General features: G+C 45.6%; 26 protein-coding genes. 11 read left to right on the top strand and 15 right to left on the bottom strand.

The features are described from left to right. Positions 1–55 precede the first annotated feature (55 nt). Positions 56–1963 (bottom strand): S9 family peptidase, encoded by a 1908-nt coding sequence (locus G6047_RS06810; protein WP_235946507.1) that lies wholly within the window; start codon positions 1961–1963, stop codon positions 56–58. A gap of 127 nt (positions 1964–2090) precedes the next feature. Between G6047_RS06810 and G6047_RS06805 the strand changes: the two genes are divergently transcribed. From G6047_RS06805 to G6047_RS06795, 3 genes are read left to right on the top strand one after another with little or no spacing between them, the layout of a single operon-like run. Continuing rightward, positions 2091–3209 (top strand): NAD(P)/FAD-dependent oxidoreductase, encoded by a 1119-nt coding sequence (locus tag G6047_RS06805; protein ID WP_169526737.1) that lies wholly within the window; start codon positions 2091–2093, stop codon positions 3207–3209. Between the two features lies 1 nt (position 3210). Further along, entirely contained in the window at positions 3211–3888 is a 678-nt protein-coding gene (gene mtgA / locus G6047_RS06800) for a monofunctional biosynthetic peptidoglycan transglycosylase (protein WP_169526736.1), read from the top strand. A 21-nt stretch (positions 3889–3909) separates the two neighbouring features. Then, positions 3910–4815: a lipid A deacylase LpxR family protein gene (locus G6047_RS06795; protein WP_169526735.1), complete on the top strand. Its 906-nt coding sequence runs from the start codon at positions 3910–3912 to the stop codon at positions 4813–4815. Here the strand turns inward: G6047_RS06795 and G6047_RS06790 are convergent. Next, a complete protein-coding gene (locus tag G6047_RS06790) occupies positions 4812–5186 on the bottom strand; it encodes a DoxX family membrane protein (RefSeq protein WP_169526734.1) in 375 nt (124 codons plus the stop codon). The two genes, G6047_RS06795 and G6047_RS06790, sit on opposite strands and share 4 nt — an antisense overlap. Before the next feature lie 182 nt (positions 5187–5368). On the opposite strand from G6047_RS06790, the gene G6047_RS06785 reads away from it, so the two are divergent. Both G6047_RS06785 and G6047_RS06780 read left to right on the top strand, forming a co-directional pair. Next, complete coding sequence (locus G6047_RS06785; RefSeq protein ID WP_169526733.1) at positions 5369–6172, top strand: TIGR00266 family protein; 804 nt, start codon at positions 5369–5371, stop codon at positions 6170–6172. Between the two features lie 17 nt (positions 6173–6189). Then, positions 6190–6552: a nuclear transport factor 2 family protein gene (locus G6047_RS06780; protein WP_169526732.1), complete on the top strand. Its 363-nt coding sequence runs from the start codon at positions 6190–6192 to the stop codon at positions 6550–6552. Between the two features lie 75 nt (positions 6553–6627). On the opposite strand, the gene G6047_RS06775 is transcribed toward G6047_RS06780, so the two are convergent. From G6047_RS06775 to G6047_RS06745, 7 genes are all read right to left on the bottom strand, one after another. Beyond that, positions 6628–8832 (bottom strand): TonB-dependent receptor, encoded by a 2205-nt coding sequence (locus tag G6047_RS06775; protein WP_169526731.1) that lies wholly within the window; start codon positions 8830–8832, stop codon positions 6628–6630. Positions 8833–8890: 58 nt separating this feature from the next. Then, on the bottom strand, positions 8891–9244 hold the full coding sequence (locus G6047_RS06770; protein ID WP_169526730.1) for a hypothetical protein: 354 nt from the start codon (positions 9242–9244) through the stop codon (positions 8891–8893). A 63-nt stretch (positions 9245–9307) separates the two neighbouring features. Beyond that, positions 9308–10297 (bottom strand): aspartate-semialdehyde dehydrogenase, encoded by a 990-nt coding sequence (locus tag G6047_RS06765; protein ID WP_169526729.1) that lies wholly within the window; start codon positions 10295–10297, stop codon positions 9308–9310. 236 nt (positions 10298–10533) lie between these two features. Next, a complete protein-coding gene (locus tag G6047_RS06760; RefSeq protein ID WP_169526728.1) occupies positions 10534–11379 on the bottom strand; it encodes a class I SAM-dependent methyltransferase in 846 nt (281 codons plus the stop codon). Positions 11380–11489: 110 nt separating this feature from the next. Beyond that, positions 11490–11873, bottom strand: a complete 384-nt coding sequence (gene mscL / locus G6047_RS06755) for a large conductance mechanosensitive channel protein MscL (RefSeq protein WP_169526727.1) — start codon at positions 11871–11873, stop codon at positions 11490–11492. A gap of 59 nt (positions 11874–11932) precedes the next feature. Next, positions 11933–14377 carry a bifunctional UDP-N-acetylmuramoyl-tripeptide:D-alanyl-D-alanine ligase/alanine racemase gene (locus G6047_RS06750; RefSeq protein ID WP_169526726.1) on the bottom strand — a complete coding sequence of 815 codons (2445 nt, stop codon included), beginning with the start codon at positions 14375–14377 and terminating at the stop codon, positions 11933–11935. Beyond that, positions 14374–15033 (bottom strand): thymidine kinase, encoded by a 660-nt coding sequence (locus tag G6047_RS06745; RefSeq protein ID WP_169526725.1) that lies wholly within the window; start codon positions 15031–15033, stop codon positions 14374–14376. Before G6047_RS06745 ends, G6047_RS06750 begins: the two co-directional genes overlap by 4 nt. A 173-nt stretch (positions 15034–15206) precedes the next feature. Between G6047_RS06745 and G6047_RS06740 the strand changes: the two genes are divergently transcribed. From G6047_RS06740 to recJ, 3 genes are all read left to right on the top strand, one after another. Beyond that, positions 15207–16337: a hypothetical protein gene (locus tag G6047_RS06740; protein WP_169526724.1), complete on the top strand. Its 1131-nt coding sequence runs from the start codon at positions 15207–15209 to the stop codon at positions 16335–16337. Further along, complete coding sequence (gene rsmI, locus G6047_RS06735) at positions 16338–17033, top strand: 16S rRNA (cytidine(1402)-2'-O)-methyltransferase (RefSeq protein WP_169526723.1); 696 nt, start codon at positions 16338–16340, stop codon at positions 17031–17033. Between the two features lie 197 nt (positions 17034–17230). Then, entirely contained in the window at positions 17231–18919 is a 1689-nt protein-coding gene (gene recJ, locus G6047_RS06730) for a single-stranded-DNA-specific exonuclease RecJ (RefSeq protein WP_169526722.1), read from the top strand. On the opposite strand, the gene G6047_RS06725 is transcribed toward recJ, so the two are convergent. After that, positions 18916–19248: a hypothetical protein gene (locus G6047_RS06725; RefSeq protein WP_169526721.1), complete on the bottom strand. Its 333-nt coding sequence runs from the start codon at positions 19246–19248 to the stop codon at positions 18916–18918. The genes recJ and G6047_RS06725 overlap by 4 nt on opposite strands. Before the next feature lie 106 nt (positions 19249–19354). Here G6047_RS06725 and G6047_RS06720 point away from each other — a divergent pair, with 106 nt between their 5' ends. Beyond that, positions 19355–19714 carry a hypothetical protein gene (locus tag G6047_RS06720; RefSeq protein ID WP_169526720.1) on the top strand — a complete coding sequence of 120 codons (360 nt, stop codon included), beginning with the start codon at positions 19355–19357 and terminating at the stop codon, positions 19712–19714. Here G6047_RS06720 and G6047_RS06715 read toward each other — a convergent pair. The 3 genes from G6047_RS06715 to mce all read right to left on the bottom strand — a co-directional run bounded on the left by G6047_RS06715 (position 19711) and on the right by mce (position 21421). Further along, positions 19711–20469 (bottom strand): UDP-2,3-diacylglucosamine diphosphatase, encoded by a 759-nt coding sequence (locus tag G6047_RS06715; RefSeq protein ID WP_169526719.1) that lies wholly within the window; start codon positions 20467–20469, stop codon positions 19711–19713. The two genes, G6047_RS06720 and G6047_RS06715, sit on opposite strands and share 4 nt — an antisense overlap. Before the next feature lie 2 nt (positions 20470–20471). Continuing rightward, on the bottom strand, positions 20472–20924 hold the full coding sequence (locus G6047_RS06710) for a 6-pyruvoyl trahydropterin synthase family protein (RefSeq protein WP_169526718.1): 453 nt from the start codon (positions 20922–20924) through the stop codon (positions 20472–20474). Positions 20925–21010: 86 nt separating this feature from the next. Continuing rightward, positions 21011–21421, bottom strand: a complete 411-nt coding sequence (gene mce / locus G6047_RS06705; RefSeq protein ID WP_169526717.1) for a methylmalonyl-CoA epimerase — start codon at positions 21419–21421, stop codon at positions 21011–21013. A 93-nt stretch (positions 21422–21514) separates the two neighbouring features. Between mce and rbfA the strand changes: the two genes are divergently transcribed. Both rbfA and G6047_RS06695 read left to right on the top strand, forming a co-directional pair. Further along, complete coding sequence (gene rbfA / locus G6047_RS06700) at positions 21515–21907, top strand: 30S ribosome-binding factor RbfA (RefSeq protein WP_169526716.1); 393 nt, start codon at positions 21515–21517, stop codon at positions 21905–21907. After that, positions 21907–23103: an FtsX-like permease family protein gene (locus G6047_RS06695; protein ID WP_169526715.1), complete on the top strand. Its 1197-nt coding sequence runs from the start codon at positions 21907–21909 to the stop codon at positions 23101–23103. Before rbfA ends, G6047_RS06695 begins: the two co-directional genes overlap by 1 nt. A gap of 17 nt (positions 23104–23120) precedes the next feature. On the opposite strand, the gene dusB is transcribed toward G6047_RS06695, so the two are convergent. Together dusB and G6047_RS06685 are read right to left on the bottom strand one after the other, a co-directional pair. Then, a complete protein-coding gene (gene dusB, locus G6047_RS06690) occupies positions 23121–24113 on the bottom strand; it encodes a tRNA dihydrouridine synthase DusB (protein ID WP_169526714.1) in 993 nt (330 codons plus the stop codon). Between the two features lie 247 nt (positions 24114–24360). Further along, positions 24361–25518, bottom strand: a complete 1158-nt coding sequence (locus G6047_RS06685; protein WP_169526713.1) for a Gfo/Idh/MocA family protein — start codon at positions 25516–25518, stop codon at positions 24361–24363. Positions 25519–25564 lie beyond the last annotated feature (46 nt).

The raw sequence follows: 25564 nt of genomic DNA, 5'->3' as shown, positions 1-25564 counted from the left end.
TAATGCGAATATTAAAAATGTAAATATTCGCAAATAAAATGATAATTGTAAGTTTTTACAACGTCTCCTTAAGCCACTTGAAGAACTCACGTTGCCAGACCATTCCGTTTTGTGGTTGTGTTACCCAATGGTTTTCTTCCGGGAAATAAAGCAATCGGCTTTTGATTCCCCTGAGTTGCGCCGCCTGGAACGCCTCTTGTGCCTGTCCAATTGGAACACGGTAATCCTTGCCACCCTGGACAATCATGATTGGCGTATCCCATTTTGCCACATTATTGATCGGGTTGAATTCAGAATAAGCCTTTTGGGCATCGGTATTTGATTTATCCCAATACGGCCCGCCGTGATCCCAGTTGTTAAAGAAAACTTCTTCGGTGGTTCCATACATGCTCTCAAGGTTGAAAACCCCATCGTGAGAAATAAAGCTTTTGAATCTTTTTTGATGGATTCCCGCCAGATAAAAAACAGAATACCCGCCAAAGCTTGCTCCGACACAGCCCAAACGTGCCTTATCTACATATTTTTCCTTCGCGACATCATCGATAGCCGATAAATAATCACGCATCACCTGTCCGCCCCAATCTTTGGAAATAGCTTCGTTCCATTCGACCCCATGACCCGGCATGCCTCGTCTGTTCGGTGCTACTACAATGTATCCGTTGGCAGCCATGAGCTGGAAATTCCATCGGAAAGAATAGAATTGTGTCAATGCCGATTGTGGTCCGCCCTGACAATACAAAAGGGTTGGATATTTCTTGTTAGGGTCAAAGGCAGGAGGCAGGATTACCCAGACCAGCATCTTTTTTCCATCGGTAGTAGTCACATAACGACGCTCGGTTTTACTTAATGCCATTGTATCATAAGTTGCCTTATTAACGGTTGTCAGCTGATTCCATTTGGCCTTTCCAAGGTCGTAAGAAAACAATTCAGAAGCGTGGTTCATATCGCCGCGGCTCAGCAAAATCAAATCGCCTGAAAAACCAATAATGTCATTCACGTCGAAATCACCGTTTGTGACCTGGTTCACTTGGACGGCAATCTTTGTCTTTCCGGGAAAATTGACTTCAAATAACTGCTTTGTCCCATCGACGGCAGCCGTGAAATAGATTTTCTTTCCGTCCGGGCTCCATTTGTAATCGTCAACAGTTCCGTCCCAATTTAACGTCAGGTTCATCTTTAAACCGTTGAAATCGACTATAATGTCGTTTTTATCCGATTCATAACCATCGCGTTTCATCTGAAGCCACGTCAGGTAACCCTGAGGTGAAAAATCAGGATGTGTGTCGTAACCTAAATTACCTTCGGATCTGTTTATGGTTTTTCCGGAAGCGATATCGTACTGATAAATATCCGTATTGGTGCTGATGGCATATTCCGTCCCGGATTTCTTCTTCGAAACATAAATGATACTTTTCGCATCTGGCGACCAAATGTAATCTTCATCGCCACCGAATGGTTTTTGGGGAGAATCGAATGCCTCGCCTTTCATGATATCGGTTCCCGTGGTTCCCGATTTGTTTTCACGGAACATGACATGGTTGAACGAACCTGTATTCCACGTATCCCAATGACGGTAATCAAGACTATTGTAAACCTGGACATCAGACTTTGTAAGCTCCGGATAGAAATCTTTTCCGTTCACTTTGTCTATTTTGACTTCATCTGAATACAATAGATATTTCCCGTCAGATGACACGTTCTTATCGGCAACCAACGATTTGTAATCTGAAACTTCTGTTGCATTTCCGCCGGCAATCGGCACAGAATAATATTTTGAAGCCGATTTGTTTTCGGCAACATTCGGCGTGGAAACCCGATACACCAGATTTTTTGCGTCTTTTGAAATTCCGATTGCGGACACTCGGCCCAGGCTCCAAAGGGTTTCGGGAGTCATTTTATTTTGTGCGGATGCAACACTCATAAGCAACAGGCTTGCGATTACAGTTTTGATTTGTTTGGTCATGACCGAAAAAATTAGACGGCTAAAAGTACGCATTTTGACCGATGCAGACTGCTTAAAACTCGTTGAAAACACAAGTAGGAACTTTAGATTCGGATTTGGATAATACCGTATTTTTATAAAAAAATCCATGAAACTGAGTTTTTGGGAAATACAATCGTGGTTTACCCATGTGGATTATGTGGTCGCCGGAAGCGGAATTGTCGGCCTCAACACTGCATTGGAACTCAAAAGCCAATTTCCGGCCAGCAACATCCTCATCATAGAAAAAGGCAGCTTGCCAGAAGGAGCGAGCACTAAAAATGCCGGTTTCGCCTGTTTCGGGAGTCTTTCTGAAATCATGGACGATTTGTCATCGTATCAAGAAGAGACCTTAATTTCACTCATCCAAAGAAGATGGGACGGACTTCAGTTGTTACGCAAAAACCTCGGCGATGAAGCTATCGATTTTAAACCGTATGGCGGATACGAACTTTTTCTCGAGAAAGATGAATTGTTATATTCCGAAGCATTATCGAAACTTCCATTCGTCAATGAAATCCTTCGCCCTTTCTTTAAATCCGACGTCTTTTCAAAAGAACTCGATCGTTTTGGATTTGGTGGCATACAAGAATACGTGCTTTTCAATCCGTTCGAGGCACAAATAGACACCGGAAAAATGATGCGGGCTTTATTGGACAAAGCCGTTTCTGCCGGAATCCGGATCATGAACGGACAATCCGTAACGGGTTTTCACGACCACGGCGATTCGGTAAGCGTGGCTTTAGGTGATTTCAGTTTCAAGGCAAAGAAGCTGTTGTTTGCCACTAACGGATTTGCCGGACAATTGACAAAAGGAGCCGTAAAACCTGCACGGGCACAGGTCTTAGTCACGTCGCCCATAAAAAATCTGGACATAAAAGGCACGTTCCACTTTGACCGTGGCTATTATTATTTCCGGAATATAGGCGACCGCATTCTTTTTGGCGGCGGACGAAATACCGATTTTGAAACCGAATCAACCGATGCATTCGACCTCAATCAAAATATCCAAAACCATTTGGAACACTTGTTAAAAGAAGTAATTTTACCCAATAAGCCGTTTTCGATAGAACATAAGTGGAGCGGCATCATGGGAATGGGAAGCGACAAGCAACCCATAATTGAAAAACTGTCCGTTAATGTCTGCTGTGGCGTACGTCTCGGCGGAATGGGCGTTGCCATCGGATCACTCGTAGGCCAGGAATTGGCGCGGCTTTGTTTGGATTGATATGATACAAAAAATATTCGGCTTTGTCAAAAAAGCCACGTTATGGTTCTTTGCGATTTCGATTTTTTTCGTGATCCTGTTCCGGTTTGTTCCGGTTCCGTTTACGCCTTTGATGGCTTTCCGGTTCTTCGAGAATACTTCCGATAAAAAAGAAGTCTACTTTTCCCATGACTGGGAATCCATCAATAACATTTCTCCACATTTACAAAAAGCCGTCATCGCGAGTGAGGATGCCACGTTCCTGACGCATCACGGCTTTGATTTCGATGCGATGGGAAAAGCATTCAAAAACAATGAAAAAGGCAAGAAACTAAGAGGCGGAAGTACCATTTCCCAGCAAACGGCAAAAAACGTTTTCCTATGGCAGGGCCGAAGTTATATCCGCAAAGGCCTCGAAGCCTATTTCACTGTGCTGATAGAAGTTTTCTGGAGCAAGGAACGAATTATGGAAGTCTATCTCAACAGTATCGAAATGGGCAATGGTGTGTATGGCGCACAGGCCGCATCGCGATTCTGGTACAGCAAAGATGCAGATAAACTGACACAACGCGAAGCCGCAGGAATAGCCGCCATCTTGCCGAATCCGCGAAAGTTTGCCGCGAGTAATTCAACGTCGTACATCAATCGGAGGAAAAACCGCATCATGAACCATATGCGTTACGTTAAGCTTGATTATTGATTTGCCGTGAAATGTTTTCTGTTGACCTTACTGCTGCCTTTACTGATCCAGGCGCAAAAAAACGAAGGCGGGATAGTATTGGAAAACGATCTGTTCACATCGACCGTAAACGATAAATATTACACCAACGGCATCGAGTTTTACTATCGTTATGTTTCTGATCAGACATCGGAAAAGACAGTAAAATCAACCAACGAATTCCGAATCGGACAATATATCTACAATCCGCAAACCGTTGATGCCGCCGACCCGAATTATCACGACAGGCCATTCGCCGGATTGTTATCGGCACAATACACGCGCGGCTGGTTTTACAAAAGCGGTTCGGTGTTGAAACTCGGGACGACTCTTGGCATCATCGGACCTGAATCCGGAGCCGAAAAAGTCCAGGAAAACATCCACAAAGTATTCAATTATAAACCGGTCTACGGATGGAAATACCAGATAAAATCCACGCCGGTCATTGAAGCGCGATTCCAATATATTCAGCAAGTAGCATCTTCAAACCATATCGATTTGGGAATACAGGCCGATGCGATGGGCGGAACGGCTTTTTCAAGTATTTCGGCCGGTTTGGTTTCGCGGATGAGTCTTTGGAAACTCGTTCCGAGATATGAGTCGGTTATGAACGGAGCCGCTGTCAGCAACGAATCAGGCAATCCGATAAAAAAAGAGCTCTTCTTCTACATCTCTCCCGGTGTCAACTATCAGTTTTACGATGCCACAATCCAGGGCAGTCCGTTCAATGACGACAGCCCGCTGACTTGGGATGTGGTTCCTGTACGATTCATTGGGGAAGCCGGAATAAAATACAGGGCAAAAAAAATCTGCCTCTCTTACGCTTTTGTCTATCGCGGAAAAGAAGCAGATAATTGGGTGAATGAAGGATATTTCTACGGATCCATCTCCGCATCCTACCTGTTTTAGTGAAACAACGGACGATACAATCTCCAGTGCTTATAAATCAGGATTCCGTTGAATGCGACTACGAGCAAAGCAGCAACGACACCCGGAATGTCGAGAAAAAGATGGAACAGCAAGATGTTGATTGAAATCGGTGCGAGCAGGATAATAACGAACGGAACCCACTTTTTGAGCAGCAGCATCAATCCGATAAAAACTTCAAGAACACCTACCACGGGGAAAATATAGCCAGTGGCACCTAGAGAGTTCATAAAATCGGCGGCACTTCCAGTTGGCATTTGCATGGGTAAAAAATGGACTAGTTTATTGCTTCCGAATACCACAAGGATAAGGCCAAGCAATATTCTTACAATCATCGTAAATTTGGAATTCATAATTTGAATGTTTAGAGGTTACGGATATGGTAAAAATATAATTAATTTTTTTACAAATAGTCAGCTTGTTGTCAAAATCGATGAACAACGACAGTTGAAAAGCGCAATCTTGTTTTAACGCTGCCTGCTTTGAACATTCCGTAGTATTTGAGTACATTCGGGAATCAAAATCAACCAGAAAAATGAGGGCACACGAAATTGATTACACCATTTTCGGTGAAGAAATGCAATATGTCGAGATTGAACTCGACCCACAGGAAGTTGTCATAGCTGAAGCCGGAAGTTTCATGATGATGGACAACGGCATTACCATGCAGACGATTTTCGGGGACGGAAGCGACCAGCAACAACAAGGCATCTTTGGAAAATTATTGTCTGCCGGGAAACGTGTCCTTACCGGAGAAAGCCTATTTATGACGGCTTACACCAACGCGAGCATGCAAAAAAGAAGGGCCAGTTTCGCATCGCCATATCCCGGAAAAATCCTTCCAATCGATTTGTCAGAGTTCGGCGGAAAATTCATCTGCCAGAAAGATGCGTTCCTGTGTGCCGCAAAAGGCGTAAGCGTGGGAATCGAATTTTCAAGAAAACTCGGGCGCGGCTTATTCGGAGGTGAAGGTTTCATCATGCAGAAACTCGAAGGCGATGGAATGTCGTTCGTGCATGCCGGCGGAACCTTGGCCAAACGGGAACTCGCATCGGGTGAAATCCTTAAGGTCGACACCGGTTGTATTGTCGGTTTTACCCAAAACGTTCATTATGACATTGAATTCATTGGCGGAATCCGGAATTCACTTTTTGGTGGTGAGGGTCTGTTCTTCGCGACATTACAAGGTCCTGGAACGGTTTATATCCAGTCGCTTCCGTTCAGCAGATTGGCAGACCGTATCATTGCATCGGCACCGAGATCTGGCGGAAACAGCCGTGAAGAAGGCAGCCTGCTCGGCGGATTGGGCAATTTGCTCGACGGGGACAATCGGTTTTAATCCATAAAAAAAGAATCATGTCAGATCAATTCAAAGAAGTCATAGAAAAAGCATATACCGCTTTCAATCAACGTGAAATAGACGATGCGCTGGCCACTATGCAAAAAGACGTGCAATGGTCAAAAGCCTGGGAAGGCGGCTACATAAGCGGCCACAACGAAATAAGGGAATACTGGACACGGCAATGGAAAGAGATAAACCCCAAAGTCGAGCCGGTCGGCTTCGATGAAAGGGAAAACGGGAGCCTTGAGGTAAAAGTCCATCAAAACGTAAAAGACCTCGATGATAATTTGGTATTCGACGGACTCGTCAAACACATCTACACCTTTGAAGAAGGTTTGATCAAGACGATGGACATCGAACTCGTCGAAAACAACTGATTCGGTTATTTTCCGAAAATAAAAAAGGTGCAGCGCGATTCGAAAACGGCTGCACCTTTTTAGTTAAAGCGTACTTCAGATAGCGAAATTCACGCCTACGACAATGTTGCGTCCGATATTCGGGATACCGTCATTCTTGAGTCGTGACAAATGCGCGATATATTGCTTGCCGAGGATGTTGTTGGCATTGACCGTCACATCGAAAGCCGACTTGCCCCATTTGACTTTTCCGCCGAAACCTGCATTGAGCAGCGCATAACCCGGCGAACGCGTTTCAAATCCGGAGACATTGTCCTGTGAAAAAGTACTGTTGAGATTCACCCGCGCAAAACCATCGGCCAGCCATTTTTTGATAGTGAATTCCGCACGCAATGTGTTGTTCCAGTTGTTTGCGGGAATAAGCGGCAGATAAGCGCCATCATCGCGTTTTCCGGTCACGGTTTCAAAAGACGACTCGAAGTGAAGCCAGTCAACCGGATGCGGATGGAAGTGTATTCCGGCTTCCCCACCGAATAATTTCGCATTGTCCTGCGTATAGGCATATACATCGTTTTCCTCGCGAATTTCGCCTGTCGGCAGCGTGTAGATGTAATTGTTAACGTGGTTGTAGAATCCGTTGACGAAGAATTCGAAATGTTCGTTCTTGAATTCGATATTAAGATCGGCTTGTACGTTCTGTTCGTTCTTTAAGTTTTGGTTCCCGATTTCGTACCGGTTCGTTCCTTCATGGACGCCGTTCGAAGTCAGTTCCGCCAGGTTCGGCGCGCGGAAACCCGAAGCCAGATTAAGACGCAGAGTCAGCGGAGCGATGATATTGAGCTTGTATCCGAGCGATGCATTGAAGCTGTTGAACGATTTGTCCAAAGCCTCGAACGAACCTTCATCTCCCGGAATTCCTGCTGCTTCGCCCGTAATATGTCGGTTATCATAACGGATGCCGGCCTGTATGACCTGAGACCCGAAATCGTGATTGGCCGTAGCAAACACCCCGAAATCATTGACCTGTGCATCCGGAATGAGCATTTCTTCACCCGAATTCGTATTGGTCTGGTGCATACCTTGCGTTCCCGCGATGAGTTCGGTTTTGCCCCAGGCCGGAAAATGATACTTGAGGTCGTAATTGAACGTCTGCAATTTCATGTGGAGCGACGGATCATTACTGTCTTCAAACTCGCTCCTGTCGTTGAGGATGTAGCCGAAATCCGCGTCCAGCGTCGATTTCCCAAAGAAGAAATTATTGTGAAGGCTCGCAATATGGCTGTCGATTCCCTGACGCGGAAACAACGTATTCTTACTGGTTGACTGTTCGCCGATGCCATCTTCCGGAAGCCCGAGGTCCAATCTGTTGAAGTTGTATCGGAACACGCTTGAAACCTGGGAATTACTGTATCCGATACCCGCTTTCAAATCGGTTTCGTTATACCGTGTATTGGTTACCCTGTCCCCATCGCCTATCTGGTAATCGGAATGCGTGTTGAAACTGCCGCGCCCGAGGAATTTCCAGTTATCGGTTGATCCTTTCACGCCTGCGGAAGTCGACGAACCCAAAGTATTCGAAAAAAATTTCTGGCTTACATCGGCCGATATTTTGTTCGCGTCGGCAAACTTCTCCGGATTGAAATACAGCACGCCCCCAAGCGCATCGGAACCATATAACAATGATGCAGGACCTTTGATGACCTCAACGCTTTCCACACCTGAATCACTAAGCCCCAAACCATGTTCGTCCCCGAATTGCTGGTTTTCGAGACGTACACCCTGCGAATAGACAAGCACCCTGTTCGAACTCAGTCCTCGGATGACGGGCTTGCCGATCGAAGTTCCCGTTGAAACCTGCGATACTCCGGGAACATTGGTGATTCCGTCAATCAACGACGTTATTCCCTGACGCTGCAGCTGTTTGACGCTCGCGTGCTCCACCTTCATGACGTTTTGTGATTGTAATTTATTGAACGCCGTCGATACGATGACCTCATCGATCATGTGCGTATTTTCAATCAGTATGACCTCGATCTTTGGCTGATTCTTTACGTTTACCGTCAATGTCTGGTCTTTGTATCCGACATACGAAAACGTGACTTTTACATTACCGTCTGGTAAATCGGCAATCCGGAAAGCACCGGTTTCATCGGACACATTGCCTTTGTGCAGATCCGGAAAATAAATCGAGACACCAATAAGCGGTTGTTTGTTGCTGTCGGTAATAGTACCCGAAAGCGTATTCTGGCCAAAACCAATAGCCGTAAAGCCCATCAACAGGGCGAATAAAATATGTTTCATTGAAAGGTTTATTGTTTAAACAAATACGGAATGACCGAAATCCAATCGGCCACATAAGTCAAACAATAAGTGCCGGCGGGCCACGAAGTGAAAACCGGCTGCCACAGAAATAAGATACGATTCCCCTGGAACGGATAAACGAATAACCGCTGTCTGGCACAAAACATTTTAAAGGAATCTGGTAAATGCCCGGACTCAGGAAACTTGATGCGCTGAAATGGCAGACCGGACAATGATCTTCCGACTGGTGCTTATGTGTAATTTGATGTTTACTGAGTGTGTTTTCATGATGACATTCCGGTTGCCCGACCGCTTCGATGTAGTGACCAATACCGTGCACTGGCTGATACACCGTAAGGAACAGCATAGCCGTGAGTGCGGCAAGATGCAACAGAATGGTGTATTTTTTCATCACGCCACAAAAATAAAGGCGAACCATTTGGAATAGCTCGCCTGTTAACATATTATTAAGGTCTTAGACCAGCTTGTGGGCAACCAGGTATTCCGCAATCTGGACAGCGTTCGTAGCTGCTCCCTTGCGAAGGTTATCGGCCACGATCCACATATTGAGCGTATTCGGCTGGCTTTCGTCACGGCGGATGCGGCCTACAAAAACCTCATCTTTATTGTGGGCGAAAAGCGGCATTGGGTATTCGAACGCATCGATGTTGTCCTGGACGATGATTCCAGGTGTTTCCGATAGTATCTTACGAACGTCTGCCACTTCATAATCATTTCCGAATTCCACGTTTACAGACTCGCTGTGGCCGCCCATAACGGGTAAACGTACCGCAGTTGCCGTAACATGGATGGTATCGTCACTAAGGATTTTCTTAGTTTCACGTGTCATCTTCATTTCCTCTTTAGTGTATCCGTTGGCTTCGAAGACATCGATTTGAGGAATGATGTTTTTGTGGATCTGATATTTATAAGCCTTTTCACCTTCTATTCCGGCGTATTCGTCCTCAAGCTGTTTTACGGCCTTCACACCGGTTCCTGTGACCGATTGATACGTAGAAACCACGACACGTTTGATGGTATATTTTTTATGCAAGGGCGCCAGGGCCAGAACCATTTGGATGGTGGAACAATTCGGGTTGGCGATGATTTTATCGTCTTTTGAAAGTTCCGATGCATTGATTTCCGGAACCACAAGCTTTTTGTCCGGATCCATTCTCCAGGCAGACGAATTGTCGATGACTGTTGTTCCGATAGATGCAAATATCGGAGCCCATTCAAGCGAAGTAGAACCTCCGGCAGAAAAAATGGCAATCTCAGGTTTCATCTCCACCGCAGTCTGCAACCCGACGACCTTGTACTTATTCCCCTTGAATTCGATTTCCTTACCCACAGATCTCGCGGAGGCTACCGGAATGAGTTCTGTAATTGGGAAATTCCTTTCGGATAACACTTGGAGCATGACTTCGCCCACCATTCCGGTGGCGCCAACAACGGCAACTTTCATAATTCGGTAGTTTGGATTTTGGTGCAAAATTAGGGAAAAAGTTTCATGTGGAGACGCCACGGCCCCGATGTAAGCAAAAGCCTTTGGACGTAACTGCCGACGATTTGCCGGTTTGACGAGGCGACGCGAGAAGCCTTGTCAAACCGCGGAAATCGCGTCAGGAACAACAAAGCTTGGAGCGTGCAGCGGGATTGGCCGCATTAAAAACAATAAAATAACAGGTAGTTGGTCAATGTTTATTTTTCACCATAGATCACGAGTGAATTCCCTTCGATCATAACGCCATTTTCCGGGTATCGGTCGCTGACGAGTTCCAATACTTCTTTTTTTATTTTTTCACGCATGGCATTGTCGGCATTACTTAGGGCGGCGACAAACGGAGCGGCGACTTCGGTCATCATGTTCCAATAGGTTTGGGCCGTGACGCATTTGAGTTCTCCGGTTACTTTGTGGATCGTGATGTTTTTGAGGCCGGCCTGGCCAAATAAGCCTTCAATAAGTCCCGGCGCGGCACATCTGAACATACCAGGAGCACCCGGAAGCGGTGGCGACAATTGCATATTGCGGTTTATGACGCCGCTTATGGCAGTCACCCAGAAGTTTTTTTCGGCCGCATCCCAAACAGAAGTAACTATCCTTCCACCCGGTTTGAGTACGCGGTACATTTCTTTGGCGGCCATGAGCATATCCGGGAAAAACATGAACCCTAACCGGCAGCTTACGACATCGAAGGAATTATCTGGGAAAGGCAGTTCGCTTACATCACAGGCCAGGAACTCGACATTGTTGATTCCCCTGCTTTGGGCATTCTGGCGTGCAATGACGAGCATTTCGTCTGCAAGGTCAGTGATTACGATGCTGCCGTTTGTTATAATGCCGGCAATGGTGAGCCCGGGTTCTCCGGTTCCGGCTGCAATATCCAGGACACGATCGTTATCTTTTAAACCGAGCAGGGCAATCATCTGATCTCCCATCGGCTTTAAAAAATCCATCATTAGACCATCCCATTTTTTCCAGCCGGATGAAAATTTGTTCCATGACGCTTTTTGCTGTTCCCTGATTTCTTCAAGCTTTGATTCCATAACCCATTGTTTATCAATCCAAAATTACAGTTATTTGGTTATGACAACCAAAAAAGAACCACGCCTTTGGAGCGTGGTTTAGTTAGAATATGTAATGTAGCGTAGGGTTGCTATTTGTTTTTTAGTGCGTCGCGGATTTCCATTAGCAGTTTTTCCTCGTTGGTCGGGGCCGGTGGTGCGGCAGGAGCTTCAGCTTCTTTTTTACGCGAAGCATTGATCCCTTTGATGATCAGGAACAGTACAAAAGCCACGATGATGAAATTTATCACAGCAGACAGGAAAACACCATATTTTACAGAACCGAAGACTGTCAGCTCTTCTATTTTTTGCAAATGAGCCGCTTCCAATGCGGGTTTCAACACCAATGGAGTAATGACGTCCTCAATCAAAGACGTTACGATTTTGCCAAAAGCAGCACCAATGATTACACCGATTGCCAAATCGACAACATTGCCTTTCATGGCGAATGCCTTAAATTCTGATACGAATCCCATAATTTTTGTTTTTGTACGTTAGGTCACACTAAGTTAAGGAAATTATAATGGGACCGCCATTATTCGCGATAAAAAACACGTTTCACGCGCTGCGAAATACTCGTCAGGATTTCATACGGTATGGTTTTCAGTGATTTAGACATTTCATTAACAGTCGGGTCAAGCCCGAATATCACTACCGGATCGCCTTCTTTACAGGAAATACCACTTACATCTGCCATCAGCATATCCATACAGATACTTCCGGTAATCGGTGCGCGCTTTCCATTTATGGTGATATACCCGACACCGTTGCCCCAATGACGTGAGATGCCATCGGCGTAACCAATCGGGATCGTGGCAATTTTAGTGTCGTGTTGCGCCATGAACCTGCGTCCGTAGCCCACGCTGTCGCCTGCCGGAATGGTGCGAAGTTGTGAAATGATAGATTTTAACGTGCTCACATTCTCGAGGTATTTTTGTTCCGACGCATCATTCGAGATACCGTAAAGCCCTATGCCAAGCCGCACCATATCGAATTGGGCTTCCGGATAATTGCTGATGCCTGACGTGTTGAGCATGTGCAGGATTGGGTCGATGCCAAGTTCGGTACAAAACAGCGTCACCATTTTCTCGAACAGCGCGATTTGTTGTAAGGCGAAGGCATGATGGTTCAAATCATCGGACGTTGCCATATGCGACAACACGCTTTGCACGGTTACGAGCGGATTGTTCCTGAGGATGGCTATCAGTTCATCCAATTGTTTTTCTTCAAAGCCGAGCCGGTGCATTCCTGTATCGAACTTGATGTGTATGCGATAGGCCGATTTTTTCTCTGCAGACACGACTTTAAGGAAAGCCTCAAGGCCTTTGAGGCTGTAAATCTCAGGTTCGAGTCCGTATTGGATGATCGATGGAAAACTCGTCGATTCCGGGTTCATGACCATGATCGGCAATGAAATGCCAGATGCCTTGAGCGAGATTCCTTCATCGGCGAAAGCAACTCCCAAATAATCGACCTTATGGTGTTCGAGCAGTCGCGCAATCTCCAATCCGCCGTTTCCGTAACCGAAAGCCTTGACCATGACCATCATTTTGGTTTCCGGCCTAAGCTTACTTTTAAAGAAATTGAGGTTGTGGCTCACGGCGTTCAGGTTGATTTCCAAAACGGTTTCGTGTGTCTTTTCTTCAAGTAATGCTACGATTTTTTCAAACCGGAATTGGCGTGCGCCTTTGATCAGGATGGTTTCATCCCGAAAATGCAACGCTGGAAAAGCCGCAAGGAATTCACTCGTGGTTTCATACGTGCTGCAATTGACGAATTTGTTTTTGAAAGCAGATATGATAGGCCCGATGCCGATGACACGATTGATCTTATTCGAAACCACAAGTTGGGAAACCCGTGAATACAGTTCTTCATTGCCGAGCCCGCTTTGGAAAATGTCCGAAAGGATCAGTGTTTTTTTCTTGTGCTGTTTTTGGTTTTCAAGAAAGTCGAGCGCAATCTTTAGCGATTGGAAATCGGAACTGTAACTATCGTCGATGAGTGTCGAATTGTTGATTCCGTTTTTGACCACAAGCCGCATTTCCACCGGATACAATAGCGACATCCGACCCTTGATTTCATTCGGATCGTACTCGAAAAACAGCAGTACCATGAGGCAATGCGCCGCATTTTCTATAGAAGCTTCATCGCGGAATGGAATGGTGATTTCAAATTCCGGAGCGCCTTTTTTGATAGTGATGATCGTTTGTTCGCCTTCGGTACGCCGGGCCAGTAAAACTTCGGCTTCTTCTTCTTTGAAACTCCACGAAAAACGTTTGGTGCCAGACTGTATAAAGGCCTCAATGGTTTTATTCTTCTGGTAGATCAATACTTCCGACCGTTTGAACAGCCGCAGTTTTTCCTTGATCTTATCGGCAATATTGGCAAAACCTTCATCGTGGGCGGTTCCTATATTGGTGAGGATGCCGATGGTGGGACGGATGATCGGCTCCAATCGTTCCATCTCGGCAACCGTAGAAATTCCGGCTTCAAAAATGCCCAGGTTGTGCATTTCATTGATACCGATGACCGACAAAGGCACACCGACCTGTGAGTTATAGCTTTTTGGGCTCCGGATGATATTGTAATCTGGGCCGAGCAGAAAATTGAGCCATTCCTTGATGATCGTCTTTCCGTTGCTTCCTGTAATCCCGATGACCGGAAAATGGAACTTATCCCGATACCAGGCGGCAAATTGCTGCAAGGCCAACAACACATCGGGGACGATTATAAAATTCGCCTGGCCTTTGACCTCGTCAGGGATATGGGTGACGACAAAATTGAAGACACCTGAATCGAGCAGTTCGCCAATATAATTGTGGGCATCGTTATTCGGGCCGGACAAAGCGAAGAACAACGTTCCGGGGCCATTTTGTAACGACCTGCTGTCAATGGAAATATGGTCGATCTCAATATCCCCGAATTCGCCTTTCCACTGGGCGTTGAGAACGGGAACGATATGTTTGAGGGTCAACGTCAAGGTTTGTTTTTCTTAGATTTCACCGCCGCATCGTCGTCAAGCGGACGCAAATCCGATGGGTTTTCACCGTCATCGTTCTGTTGCCACATGGCCGTAAAGAAAGCGGCGCGGCTAAGCGGTTCGTATTCTTCGGTTTCGCCCAAGAGTACAAGACGTTCGCTGTCAGATTTGCGAAAGCTGTAGTTGGCCAGGTTTCCGGTACGGGTACAAACGGCGTGTACCTTCGTAACGTATTCGGCGGTTGCCATAAGTGCCGGCATTGGCCCGAAAGGGTTGCCTTTAAAGTCCATATCGAGCCCGGCAACGATGACGCGTACTCCGGAATTCGCAAGGTCATTACAGATTTTTACGATCTCGTCATCAAAAAACTGGGCTTCATCGATCCCGACGACATCACAGCCTTGGGCCAAAATACTGATATTGGCCGCTGCGGGAACTGGCGTGGAACGGATTTCATTCGCATCGTGGGAAACCACCAGTTCGTCGTGGTAGCGCGTATCTATGGCCGGCTTGAAGATTTCGACTTTCTGGCGTGCGAACTGGGCGCGTTTGAGGCGACGGATGAGTTCTTCGGTCTTGCCGGAAAACATCGAGCCGCATATGACTTCGATCCAGCCGAACTGTTCTTTGGGATTGACGGTGTTTTCGAGAAACATTCGTTATTTTAGCTGTAAAAGTAACGGTTTTCTTTAGCGAATCGTTACCTGAATTTTTCTATTTTTACGCCACGGGGCGTTTTCCAAAAATAGCAAAAAATGCCTGACCTGATTGCTTATATCCAAATTGATATTACCATAAAATCTGCCTTGATTCACCAAACCACAATCTCATGAAAAAGAAGCTCGAAGCCGACCTGATCAGCCTTGCACACAAAATCCTGCAGCTTAAGAACAAAGAAGATGTCGCCGTTTTGCAACAGGAAGCGTTGAAGTTGTATGAAAAATTATCGGTTTTGCGTTTCGTGGAAGAGCATTTCGAATCAGGCGAACCTACGATCGGGCGTGAGATCATCGAGGAAAAACTCGAAGCTTACGAGCCTGTGCAACAAACTGCATCGGAAGAAAAACCTGAAAGCTCAAAAATTTCTGCCGCTGCAGATGTGGCATCCGTAATCGAACAACTCGCCGCTTCCAAATCTGTGGCAGATGATGAACTGGATGAAATCTACGATGTCGAAGAACCGGAAACCGTCTCCGAAGAATCAGAGCCTGAAACCGAAGAAGATGTAACCGAGGCTGAAGAATCAGCAACACTTGAAGTCGAATCCCCGACTTTTGAAACGGCTGTAGCACTGGAACAACCGGAAGCCCAAAAAGAAGCTGAAGCTGCTACAGCAGAAGAATCGCCTGAAAACGAACCGGAAGAAGAAACAAAGGAAGAAACGGTATCGACAGATCCTTTCGCTCCCGTATTCCAACTCGATTTCGATGCGCCGCCCGCGCCCGCAAACAAATACGATGAACCCGCACCTTCGTTTACTTTTGACGACTTACTAGGTAAAGATTATGCCGATCCGGTTTTTGTAACACCTGATGAATTGCATCAGGAAACATCGGCCAAGTCCGAAGAAAAAACGGAACCTGCCTGGACACAACCAATAGCCGAAGAAACGGCCAAAACGGAAGAGGCTAAACCTGAAGTTGACGATATCTGGAGCCGCCGTCCATTTGAGACCAAACCGGAATTCGACAAACCAATCGGATCTTCCGGGACATTAAACGATAAACTTTCAAAAGGCATTACGATTGGCCTTAATGATCGCATCGCTTTCATGAAAAACCTGTTCAACAACAGCAGCGAAGATTACAATCGGGTGCTTTCACAATTGATGACCATAGATACGTACTCTGAAGCGCGTAGGTTCATCCAGGAAATGGTCAAACCTGATTACAACAACTGGCAGGGCAAAGAGGAATTCGAGGAGCGGTTCATGGAAATCGTCGAAAAAAGGTTCCTGTAAATGGGCAAATTATTTCTGGTTCCGACGCCAATCGGCAATCTTGAAGACATGACGTTTCGCGCAATCCGCGTGCTCAAAGAAGCCGATCTGATCCTGGCCGAAGATACCCGCACGAGCGGAAAACTGCTCAAACATTTCGAGATCGACACACATATGATCAGCCACCATATGCACAACGAGCATAAGACGGTTGAAAACATCGTATCCAAAATACAATCGGGGCAAACGGTCGCATTGATTTCTGATGCCGGAACGCCTGCAATTTCAGATCCCGGATTCCTGCTGACACGTGCTTGCGTAGAACAGGGAATAGATGTGGAATGCCTGCCCGGAGCAACTGCCTTTGTACCGGCTTTGGTAAACAGCGGTTTGCCCAATGACCGCTTTTTGTTCGAAGGATTCCTTCCTGAAAAGAAAGGCCGGCAGACACGCTTTTTATCGCTGGCCGAAGAATCACGTACGATGATTTTTTACGTTTCTCCCCATAAACTTAATAAGACGCTGGCCGAATTCGTTCAGTATTTTGGTGAAGACCGTGCGGTTTCGGTGTCACGCGAACTTTCCAAGTTGCATGAAGAAACCATTCGCGGAAGCGCTGCTGCGGTTTTGGAACATTTTGAAAAGAAACCGGCTAAAGGTGAAATTGTGGTAGTGGTTGGCGGAAAAACTGGAAAAGTCAAAGCAGAAAATCCCTGATATTTTAACAATTGAGGCAGAAAAAATGTACTTGGGAGAATTTTTTTCCGGGTAACTTTACACATAACAAGTTTTGAAAACTTGTTATGTGTAAAATGTTGATTTTCAACATTTTTTATTTCCTATATTTCAAATGTTTGCCTCCACATGGCTCCACTTTATTATCTTTGTTTTAATCGACACCATTCAATTTTAGTATGCGCTGGAATATCTTACCCCTACCTAACCTGGGTCAAACACGACAACTCGCCGAATCCTTAAACGTCGATACCTTAATTGCGCAATTGCTTTTACAGCGTGGTATCACAGACTTCGACCAAGCCAAAAATTTCTTCAGGCCATCGCTCTCAGAATTGCATGATCCGTTTTTGATGACGGACATGGACATTGCGGTTGCACGAATTGAATCGGCTATTGAAAACAACGAAAGCATCTTAATATTCGGCGATTATGATGTAGATGGGACCACCGCAGTTTCATTGCTTTCGACTTATCTCAAAAGCTATCATCAAAATGTCGACACGTATATTCCTGACCGATATGGCGAAGGTTACGGTGTGTCTTTCCAGGGAATAGATTACGCCGACGATAACGGATGTAGCCTTATAATAGCCCTTGATTGTGGCATAAAGTCTATTTCCCATGTAGATTATGCGACGGAAAAAGGAATCGATTTCATCATTTGCGACCACCATCGCCCCGGAGATATTTTGCCTAAAGCGGTTGCTGTATTGGATCCGAAACGCGAGGATTGTTCCTATCCGTACGATGAATTATGCGGCTGTGGTGTCGGTTTCAAACTGATACAGGCGCTCGGAAGCCGACGTGGGCAAACAATCGATGATTTGGTCGGTTATCTTGATTTGGTAGCCACAGCCATTGCAGCGGACATTGTCCCGATGACCGGTGAAAACAGGATTCTGGCACGTTATGGCCTTGAAGTCATCAATTCCAATCCGCGCCCCGGAATCGCAGCATTGATGAAAAGCCTCAAAAAGTCAAAATTCGATATAAGCGATGTAGTGTTTACCGTAGCACCACGAATCAATGCTGCCGGGCGTATACGTCACGGTCAACATGCAGTGAATTTGCTTTGTGAGACCAATGTGGATATTGTGTCTCAATATGCCTCAGAAATCGAGCAATACAACATCGAACGCAAAGGACTCGACAAAAGGATAACTCAGGAAGCGCTTTCGCAGATTACGGATAATTCAGAAACCGATAGATTTACAACCGTAGTCTATCAGGAAGACTGGCATAAAGGGGTAATTGGGATTGTCGCCTCACGATTGATCGAAACCTATTATCGGCCAACATTGGTGTTTACTAAAAGCGATACGAAACTGGCAGCTTCGGCACGATCCGTCCGCGGATTCGATGTCTATAATGCGCTTGAAGCCTGTTCGGAACATCTGGAACAATTCGGTGGGCATATGTATGCGGCCGGCTTGACGCTCAAAGAAGAAAATTTCAACTCGTTCAAGTCCCAATTCGAAGAAGTAGTTTCCCAGACGATGCCCGATGAATTGCGTGAAGCGGAAATCACGATCGATGCCGAAGTCAACCTGAGCGAACTATCTCCCAAAACCATGCGCATCCTCAAACAATTCGAACCTTTCGGGCCTGAAAACATGACACCCGTTTTTATGGCTAAAGGCCTTCAGGATACCGGATTCGCCAAAGTCATCGGAGAAACGCGAGAGCATCTGAGATTGCAAATTAGGCAGGATCGGTCCGAAGCATTTGGCGCTGTAGGATTCGGGCTGGCTCCAAAAATCGGCTTGGTCGAACATAAAAAAACATTCGACGCCGTATTCTGCCTGGATGAGAACGAGTGGAACGGAAAAGTAGATCTACAGCTTCGGATCAAGGATATCCGTTAACGCGTCCAGTCGTCGGCATCGTTTTCATGGACGGGAATCTTGTCGATGATCGCAGAGGCATGATCATCATTGTACGTCCCATAAGCATTGACAAAAACACCTTTGGCCCCGTCTTTTGAATTGTGTATGGCATACAAAATGGCTTCATCATCCAAATCACTGTAGCTTGAAAACCGGTAGATTTTGTCAATGACCAAATCAGCTGGGTTCACTTCTTTTCCATCGGCTGAAAAAGACAGATTCTCTTCGATCAAGTTGAAATCATTCGTGTAGCCGCGATGGCGAAGTATTTCCAAAACCTGTGTCAGTGTTTTTTCTGTAGTAATCATGTTGTTTGTTTTCCTAAAGGTACGTTTTTATCAAGGGTCAAAAAATCAATTCAAAATTATTTAGACCAATTATAAATAGTAATTATATTTGCGGGAAATGATTCGTATGAGCCAAATCGCCCCATTATATCACAACGACCTTGGAATTTCTTTTTTCTGGTGTGAAAAATCGGAAGTCATTTCAAGTAAGATACAATTGGTTTTCAAAGAAACTGGTTTCTATTTCAATCGGGAAGAACTTGATGAATTCGTATCGTTGATAGACGATGCCTGTAAACGTTCCGCTTCTGCGTGCCAATGTTGTAAAATGAGGGCTCAATGTGAAAAGTTTTTACTCAAGACACCCATCTCGCAAATTGACCTGGCCGTTACGAACTATGAATTGAAAGGAATACGGGATTTGGTCAACGGAACTATCTTCAAACTCGAACTGCACCGATTGGTTAACGACGAAGGCCGGAATTAATCGGGATAATTTAGTAGTTCCAGACTCGTCCCATCAAAGACGGCATAGGTAAAAAATCCAATCCAGTCGCCCAGGTTCATGTAGGATGAATTTTCCCCGACTTTGATGTTCATGGGTAAGTGCCGATGTCCGAAAATAAAGAAATCGTAATGCTTGGTTTCGAGTTTTCTTTTGGCATATTGGACGAGCCATTCTTTTTCTTCACCGAGGAATTTCACATCTGCCTCACCTGAAATCAGTTTATTCTTTACCGAAAGGTATTGCGCCAATCGTACGCCCAGATCCGGATGCAGCCATCGGAACAACCATTTTGAAAACGGATACGTAAAGACTTTTTTCATTCGTTTATAGCCCTTGTCACCCGGGCCTTTTCCATCTCCGTGACCAATAAGGAACAATTTACCGTTGAATGAAAACTCTTGGTTGTCGTGGTACACCGGAATATTAAGTTCGGTTTCAAAATAATCGTTCATCCACAAATCATGGTTTCCGACAAAGAAATAGATTGGAATGCCGCTATCGCGAATCTCCGCCAACTTACCCAAAACCCGCACGAATCCTTTTGGCACTACGGTTTTATACTCGAACCAAAAATCAAACAAGTCACCCAGAAGAAAAATAGCAGCCGCATCGTGCTTGACCTCATCGAGCCATTTGACGAACCGGTGCTCGCGCGGCAGGCTTTCTTCCATGGTAGGCGCGCCCAAATGCTGGTCAGATGCGAAGTATACTTTTTTGCCGTCAGCTAATTGCATAATCAGGAATTATCGGAGGCGAACCATTCGGCATAAGAGGTATCGGTTTCCTGCAATCGCAACGAAAACAAAGCGATGTTATGTGGAAGCCGTGCCTTTATCTTATTTGAAAAATCGATGACCATATTCTCACTCGTCGGCTGGTAATCGACCAGGATCACATGATGGCCTCGCGTCTGGAGTTCGGCGGCGAGTTCCACATGGGGCGTATTTTTATTGAACACGGTCGCGTGGTCGAACTGATCGACGATTTCTTCTTTGACGATGCGTTTGAGATCGGTGAAATCGATGACCATTCCATATTTGACATTGGCGTTGTCAGATATAGGTTCACCAATTACAGTTACCGAAAGTTTATAACTGTGTCCATGGACATTTTTGCATTTCCCATCGTAACCATAGAGCGCGTGCCCGGTTTCGAACGTGAATTGTTTGGTGATACGGATTTTTGGCATGGGGCAAAGGTAAGGAAGTTTGGAGTTGGGTAGATCGGAAGTTCAGAAGATTGAGACGTTTCCCTGTTCTCCCGATCTTCCAATCTTCAAACTTCCGATCTTATCTCCTGACAGAGTTCTATCAGTACACCATTCGTCGCTTTCGGATGAAGGAAAACAACCAGCTTATTATCAGCTCCTTTCTTTGGTATTTCATTGATCAGGATAAAACCTTCAGATTTCAATCGGGCTATTTCTGCATGGATATCGGCCACATCAAAAGCAATATGATGTATGCCTTCGCCTTTCTTTTCAAGGAATTTAGCAATCGGGCTTTCCGGATTCGTCGCTTCGAGCAATTCGATTTTATTTGGTCCGGCCTGGAAAAACGATGTCTTTACCCCTTCACTTTCCACTTCTTCTTTTTTATAGTGTGGCACGCCGAGCAGTTTTTCAAACAACGTGTTCGATGCATTCAACTCTTTTACCGCGATGCCAATGTGTTCGATTTTGTTCATTATTCAAGATTTTCAACCCGAAGATACTGTTCTTCTCACCAATTTCTTTCGACTTTTGACTTTCGACTTTCGACTTATCCGTATTTTTGCCCTATGGAAACGAACAGACAAAAGAAAATCGGGACGGTGCTCCAAAAAGATCTGGTAGACATTTTACAGGGCGAAGTGCGCAGGAACAACATTTCGAACCTGATCATTTCGGTTTCAAAAGTAAGTGTCACCACAGATTTGTCGGTCGCTTCTGTCCACCTGAGTATCTTTCCTCAGGAAAAAGCTGCTGAGACACTCGCGGCCATAAAGTCGAATACACCTCTGATCAAACACGATTTATCGCAACGTGTAAAGTTGCAGCTCCGCAAAGTGCCGAACCTTTCGTTCTATCTCGATGATTCGCTCGATTACATTGAAAAAATCGACCAGGCACTCAAAGGACAGGAAAACCCGGTCGAAAATCCTGAACTTCTAATTCGTCGCAAAAAAGCCTAGTGAATTTTTCGCTGTACATCGCCAGGCGCTATTTAAGGAGCTCAAGTAAAAACAATGCGATCAACATCATCAACGGAATTGCATCGTTGAGCATCATCGTCGGCGCAGCGGCTTTGTTCCTTTTCCTTTCTGTCTTTAGCGGATTACGTGAGTTCTCCCTTTCATTCAGCAATGATTTTGATCCGGATTTAAAAGCATTTCCCACAAAAGGCAAAATCATGTCGGTTTCTCCCGAAACTGTTGCCAGACTCAATAAAATAGATGGTATTTCCAAAACCAGCCGCGTCATAGAAGAACGTGTTCTTTTCGTTTTCGACCAAAAAGAACAGATTGCCTGGCTCAAAGGTGTGGACAGTATTTTCCCCCAAGTAAATGCCGTGCATAAAGCCTTGTTGCAGGGACAATGGCTTGAACCGAAATCCATACAGGTCGTTATGGGCCATGGAATCGCGAATAACCTGTCTGCTAGTCTTTTCAATTACAGCAATCCATTCCAAGCCTATATCCCGAGACCCGGAAAAGGAGACATCGAGAATGTGGACGATGCGTTCCGGCGTGTAGTACTGGCACCTGTAGGAGAATATGCCATAAGCGAAGAACTCGACAACAAATACGTATTCGCCGATTTATCTTTGACCCAAATCATGTTGGATCTGGATACCGATAAAGTTTCGGCTCTGGAGTTCAAAACAACGCCAACGGCCAATACGGAACATATCGTTTCTGAAATCCACAAAATACTTCCCGGTACGACTATCCGCACCCGAGAACAGTTAAACGAATCGCTTTATCGCATGCTCAACACAGAAAATCTGGCTGTTTACCTCATTTTCACTTTAGTACTCATCATTGCGCTTTTCAACCTCGTCGGTGCTTTATACATGATGATTTTGGATAAAAGGCACAACCTTAAAACCATGCTCCATTTGGGTGCGGGTTCAGGTGAATTACGACAGATTTTTATCCTTCAGGGAAGTTTGCTCAGCTTTGTCGGTGGGCTTATCGGGCTCGGAATCGGAGGTGCATTGGTCGCAGCCCAACAGAAATTCCAATTCGTGATGATTACACCTAGCCTCGCCTATCCGGTAGCTTTCCGAATTGAAAACATACTCGTGGTTCTCGCGACAATCATGGCATTGGGATTTATTGCGTCTCTCGTCGCTTCTTCTCGTGTCAATAAAAAGTTGTTCGAGTAGTTCTTCCGAAACAGTATCTAAACGAATTCGTAACCCGAAAATACGTCGCGTATTTCATCGAAAACCTGATGCAATCCGACAGCATTATCTGTGGTGACAAGCTTCTGGCGGTATTCCTTGAAGTTCGGGATTCCCTTGAAGTAATTGGTGTAATGCCGGCGCGTTTCCACGATCCCGACCCATTCGCCTTTCCATTCCATGGCCCAGGTCAGGTGGTTTTGGGCCGCTTCTATCCTGTCGGACATGGTTGGCGGGGCCAATTTTTCACCTGTCTTGAAATAATGCTTTATCTCGTTGAAAATCCACGGATAACCAATGGCGGCGCGGCCAATCATGATTCCGTCGACACCGTATTTGTTTTTGTATTCGAGTGCTTTTTCCACCGAATCGATGTCGCCGTTTCCAAAGATCGGCATGGTGATACGCGGATTGTTTTTGACTCTTGCGATATGAGACCAATCGGCTTCTCCTTTGTATAATTGGGCGCGCGTCCTGCCGTGGATAGATAGTGCTTTTACGCCAATGTCCTGCAATCTTTCGGCAACCTCATCGATGTTGATTGAATTTTCGTCCCAACCCAAACGTGTTTTTACGGTGACGGGTAAATTAGTTGAATCGATTACGGCTTTCGTCAACCGAACCATGAGATCTACATCTTTGAGAACGGCAGCTCCCGCCCCTTTGCATACGACTTTCTTCACCGGACAGCCAAAATTGATATCGATCAAATCCGGATTTACGGCAGAAACTATTTTGGAAGACAAAGCCATCGCCTCTTCATCGCCTCCAAAAATCTGGATACCGACAGGTCTTTCATAATCGAAAATATCGAGTTTCTGGCGGCTTTTGATGGCATCGCGAATGAGTCCTTCGCTTGATATGAATTCCGAGAACATCAAATCGGCTCCATGCGTTTTGCACAGGCGACGGAAAGGCGGATCGCTCACATCTTCCATAGGTGCGAGCAACAACGGGAATTCAGGAAGTTCTATGTTACCGATTTTTACCATTCGGCAAAGGTACGGTGGAAAAGTTGACCCGAGTAATTTATTTACGAATCGAGCGAAGCTAATCTCAAAAGTCGAAAGTCGCACGGACCTGATGCGCGAAGACCCGAGGCTTTAGCCGGATTGGCGAAGCAATGCGAGCGGTTTACCCGCGAGGATCAGGAGCGGGTCAGCCTGACCCAGCCAAACCAAGTATTTCCTGAAACTGAAAGGTTATTGGCTGGGACGCGCCCAAAACATAAAAACGCTCTTATTTAAGCCAAACCTTTGTTCCGGTTTGAGCCGCTTCATAAATGGCATTGATGATCTTTATGTCTTTTAGGCCTTCGTGTCCGGTGATATGGTCCGGAAGCTTTTTGTTTTCGAGAAGCAACCTGGCAATTTCGTCCAACTGAGTCTGCTGTTGGTTTATCGTTGGGAATTTTAATTCTTTCTCTGAAGTTCGTCCCGCAAACGGGCCGTAACTCAGGGCCGGACTCAGTTCAAAGAAGCCTTCATCTGCCGATGCGTGGAATTTATCGATGTTAAAGCCGCACGAAGTCTCGCAATTGGCTACGGCTCCGCTCGGGAATTCCATTTGCCAGATGATGGTTTCTTCGGTCTCGGAAAACCTGATTTTATCGTGGACAGGGCCGAACTGAGCTGTAACGGCAACAGGTTCTTCACCAAGGACATACCGGCAGCTTTGGATGCAGTAAATCCCGAGATCCATCAAAGGTCCGCCTCCCGATAATTTTTTGTTTAAGCGCCATTCGGCAGGATCTGATTTGTCAAGGTGTGTTTGCAGATTCACGGTGTCGTAGGTTTTGTAACCGAGTGAGGCGCCAATAAACCGCACCTGGCCAAAAACTTTTTCCTGGCCCAGCCTTTTGATTTCAATATGATACGGCTCATAATGCAATCTGTAGCCGACCGCAAGCTGAACGTTGTGTTCATCACAGGTCTTGATCATTTCCTTGCAATCTTCGACTGAAATGGCCATGGGCTTTTCTGTAATGACGTGTTTACCGGCTTTTGCGGCGCGTATGGTGAATTCCTTGTGCAGCCCGTTCGGCAGTACGATATACACGAGATCGATGTCTTTGTTGTTTACGATCTGGTCGAAATTCTGATAATTATAACTATTCTTTTCCGGAATATTGAATTGCTTTTTCCATGCTGAAGCCTTTGCGGGCGTTCCGGTAACAATACCCGCGAGTTTGCAATACGTAGAAGCTTCTATTCCCGAAGCCAGCATTGACGCATAATTTCCCAAACCGCATAGCGCAATATTCAGTTTTTTTCCGGAATATGGCCTTTTAGGATTTTCGGTTGGGAGCAAAAAAGAAGGAAGAGTCGTGATGGCAATGGAAGCACCAACGCCAAGCCCGAACTTATTTACAAACGAACGCCGTGAAATTTTTTTCATGAGACACTATTTACAGTCATAATAGTATCTCTTTTGCCAATAGTGT

Source organism: Flavobacterium silvaticum, assembly GCF_012911565.1.
In the GTDB taxonomy this organism is placed as follows: Bacteria; Bacteroidota; Bacteroidia; order Flavobacteriales; family Flavobacteriaceae; genus Flavobacterium; species Flavobacterium silvaticum.
This window is presented reverse-complemented; position numbering and strand designations above follow the sequence as displayed.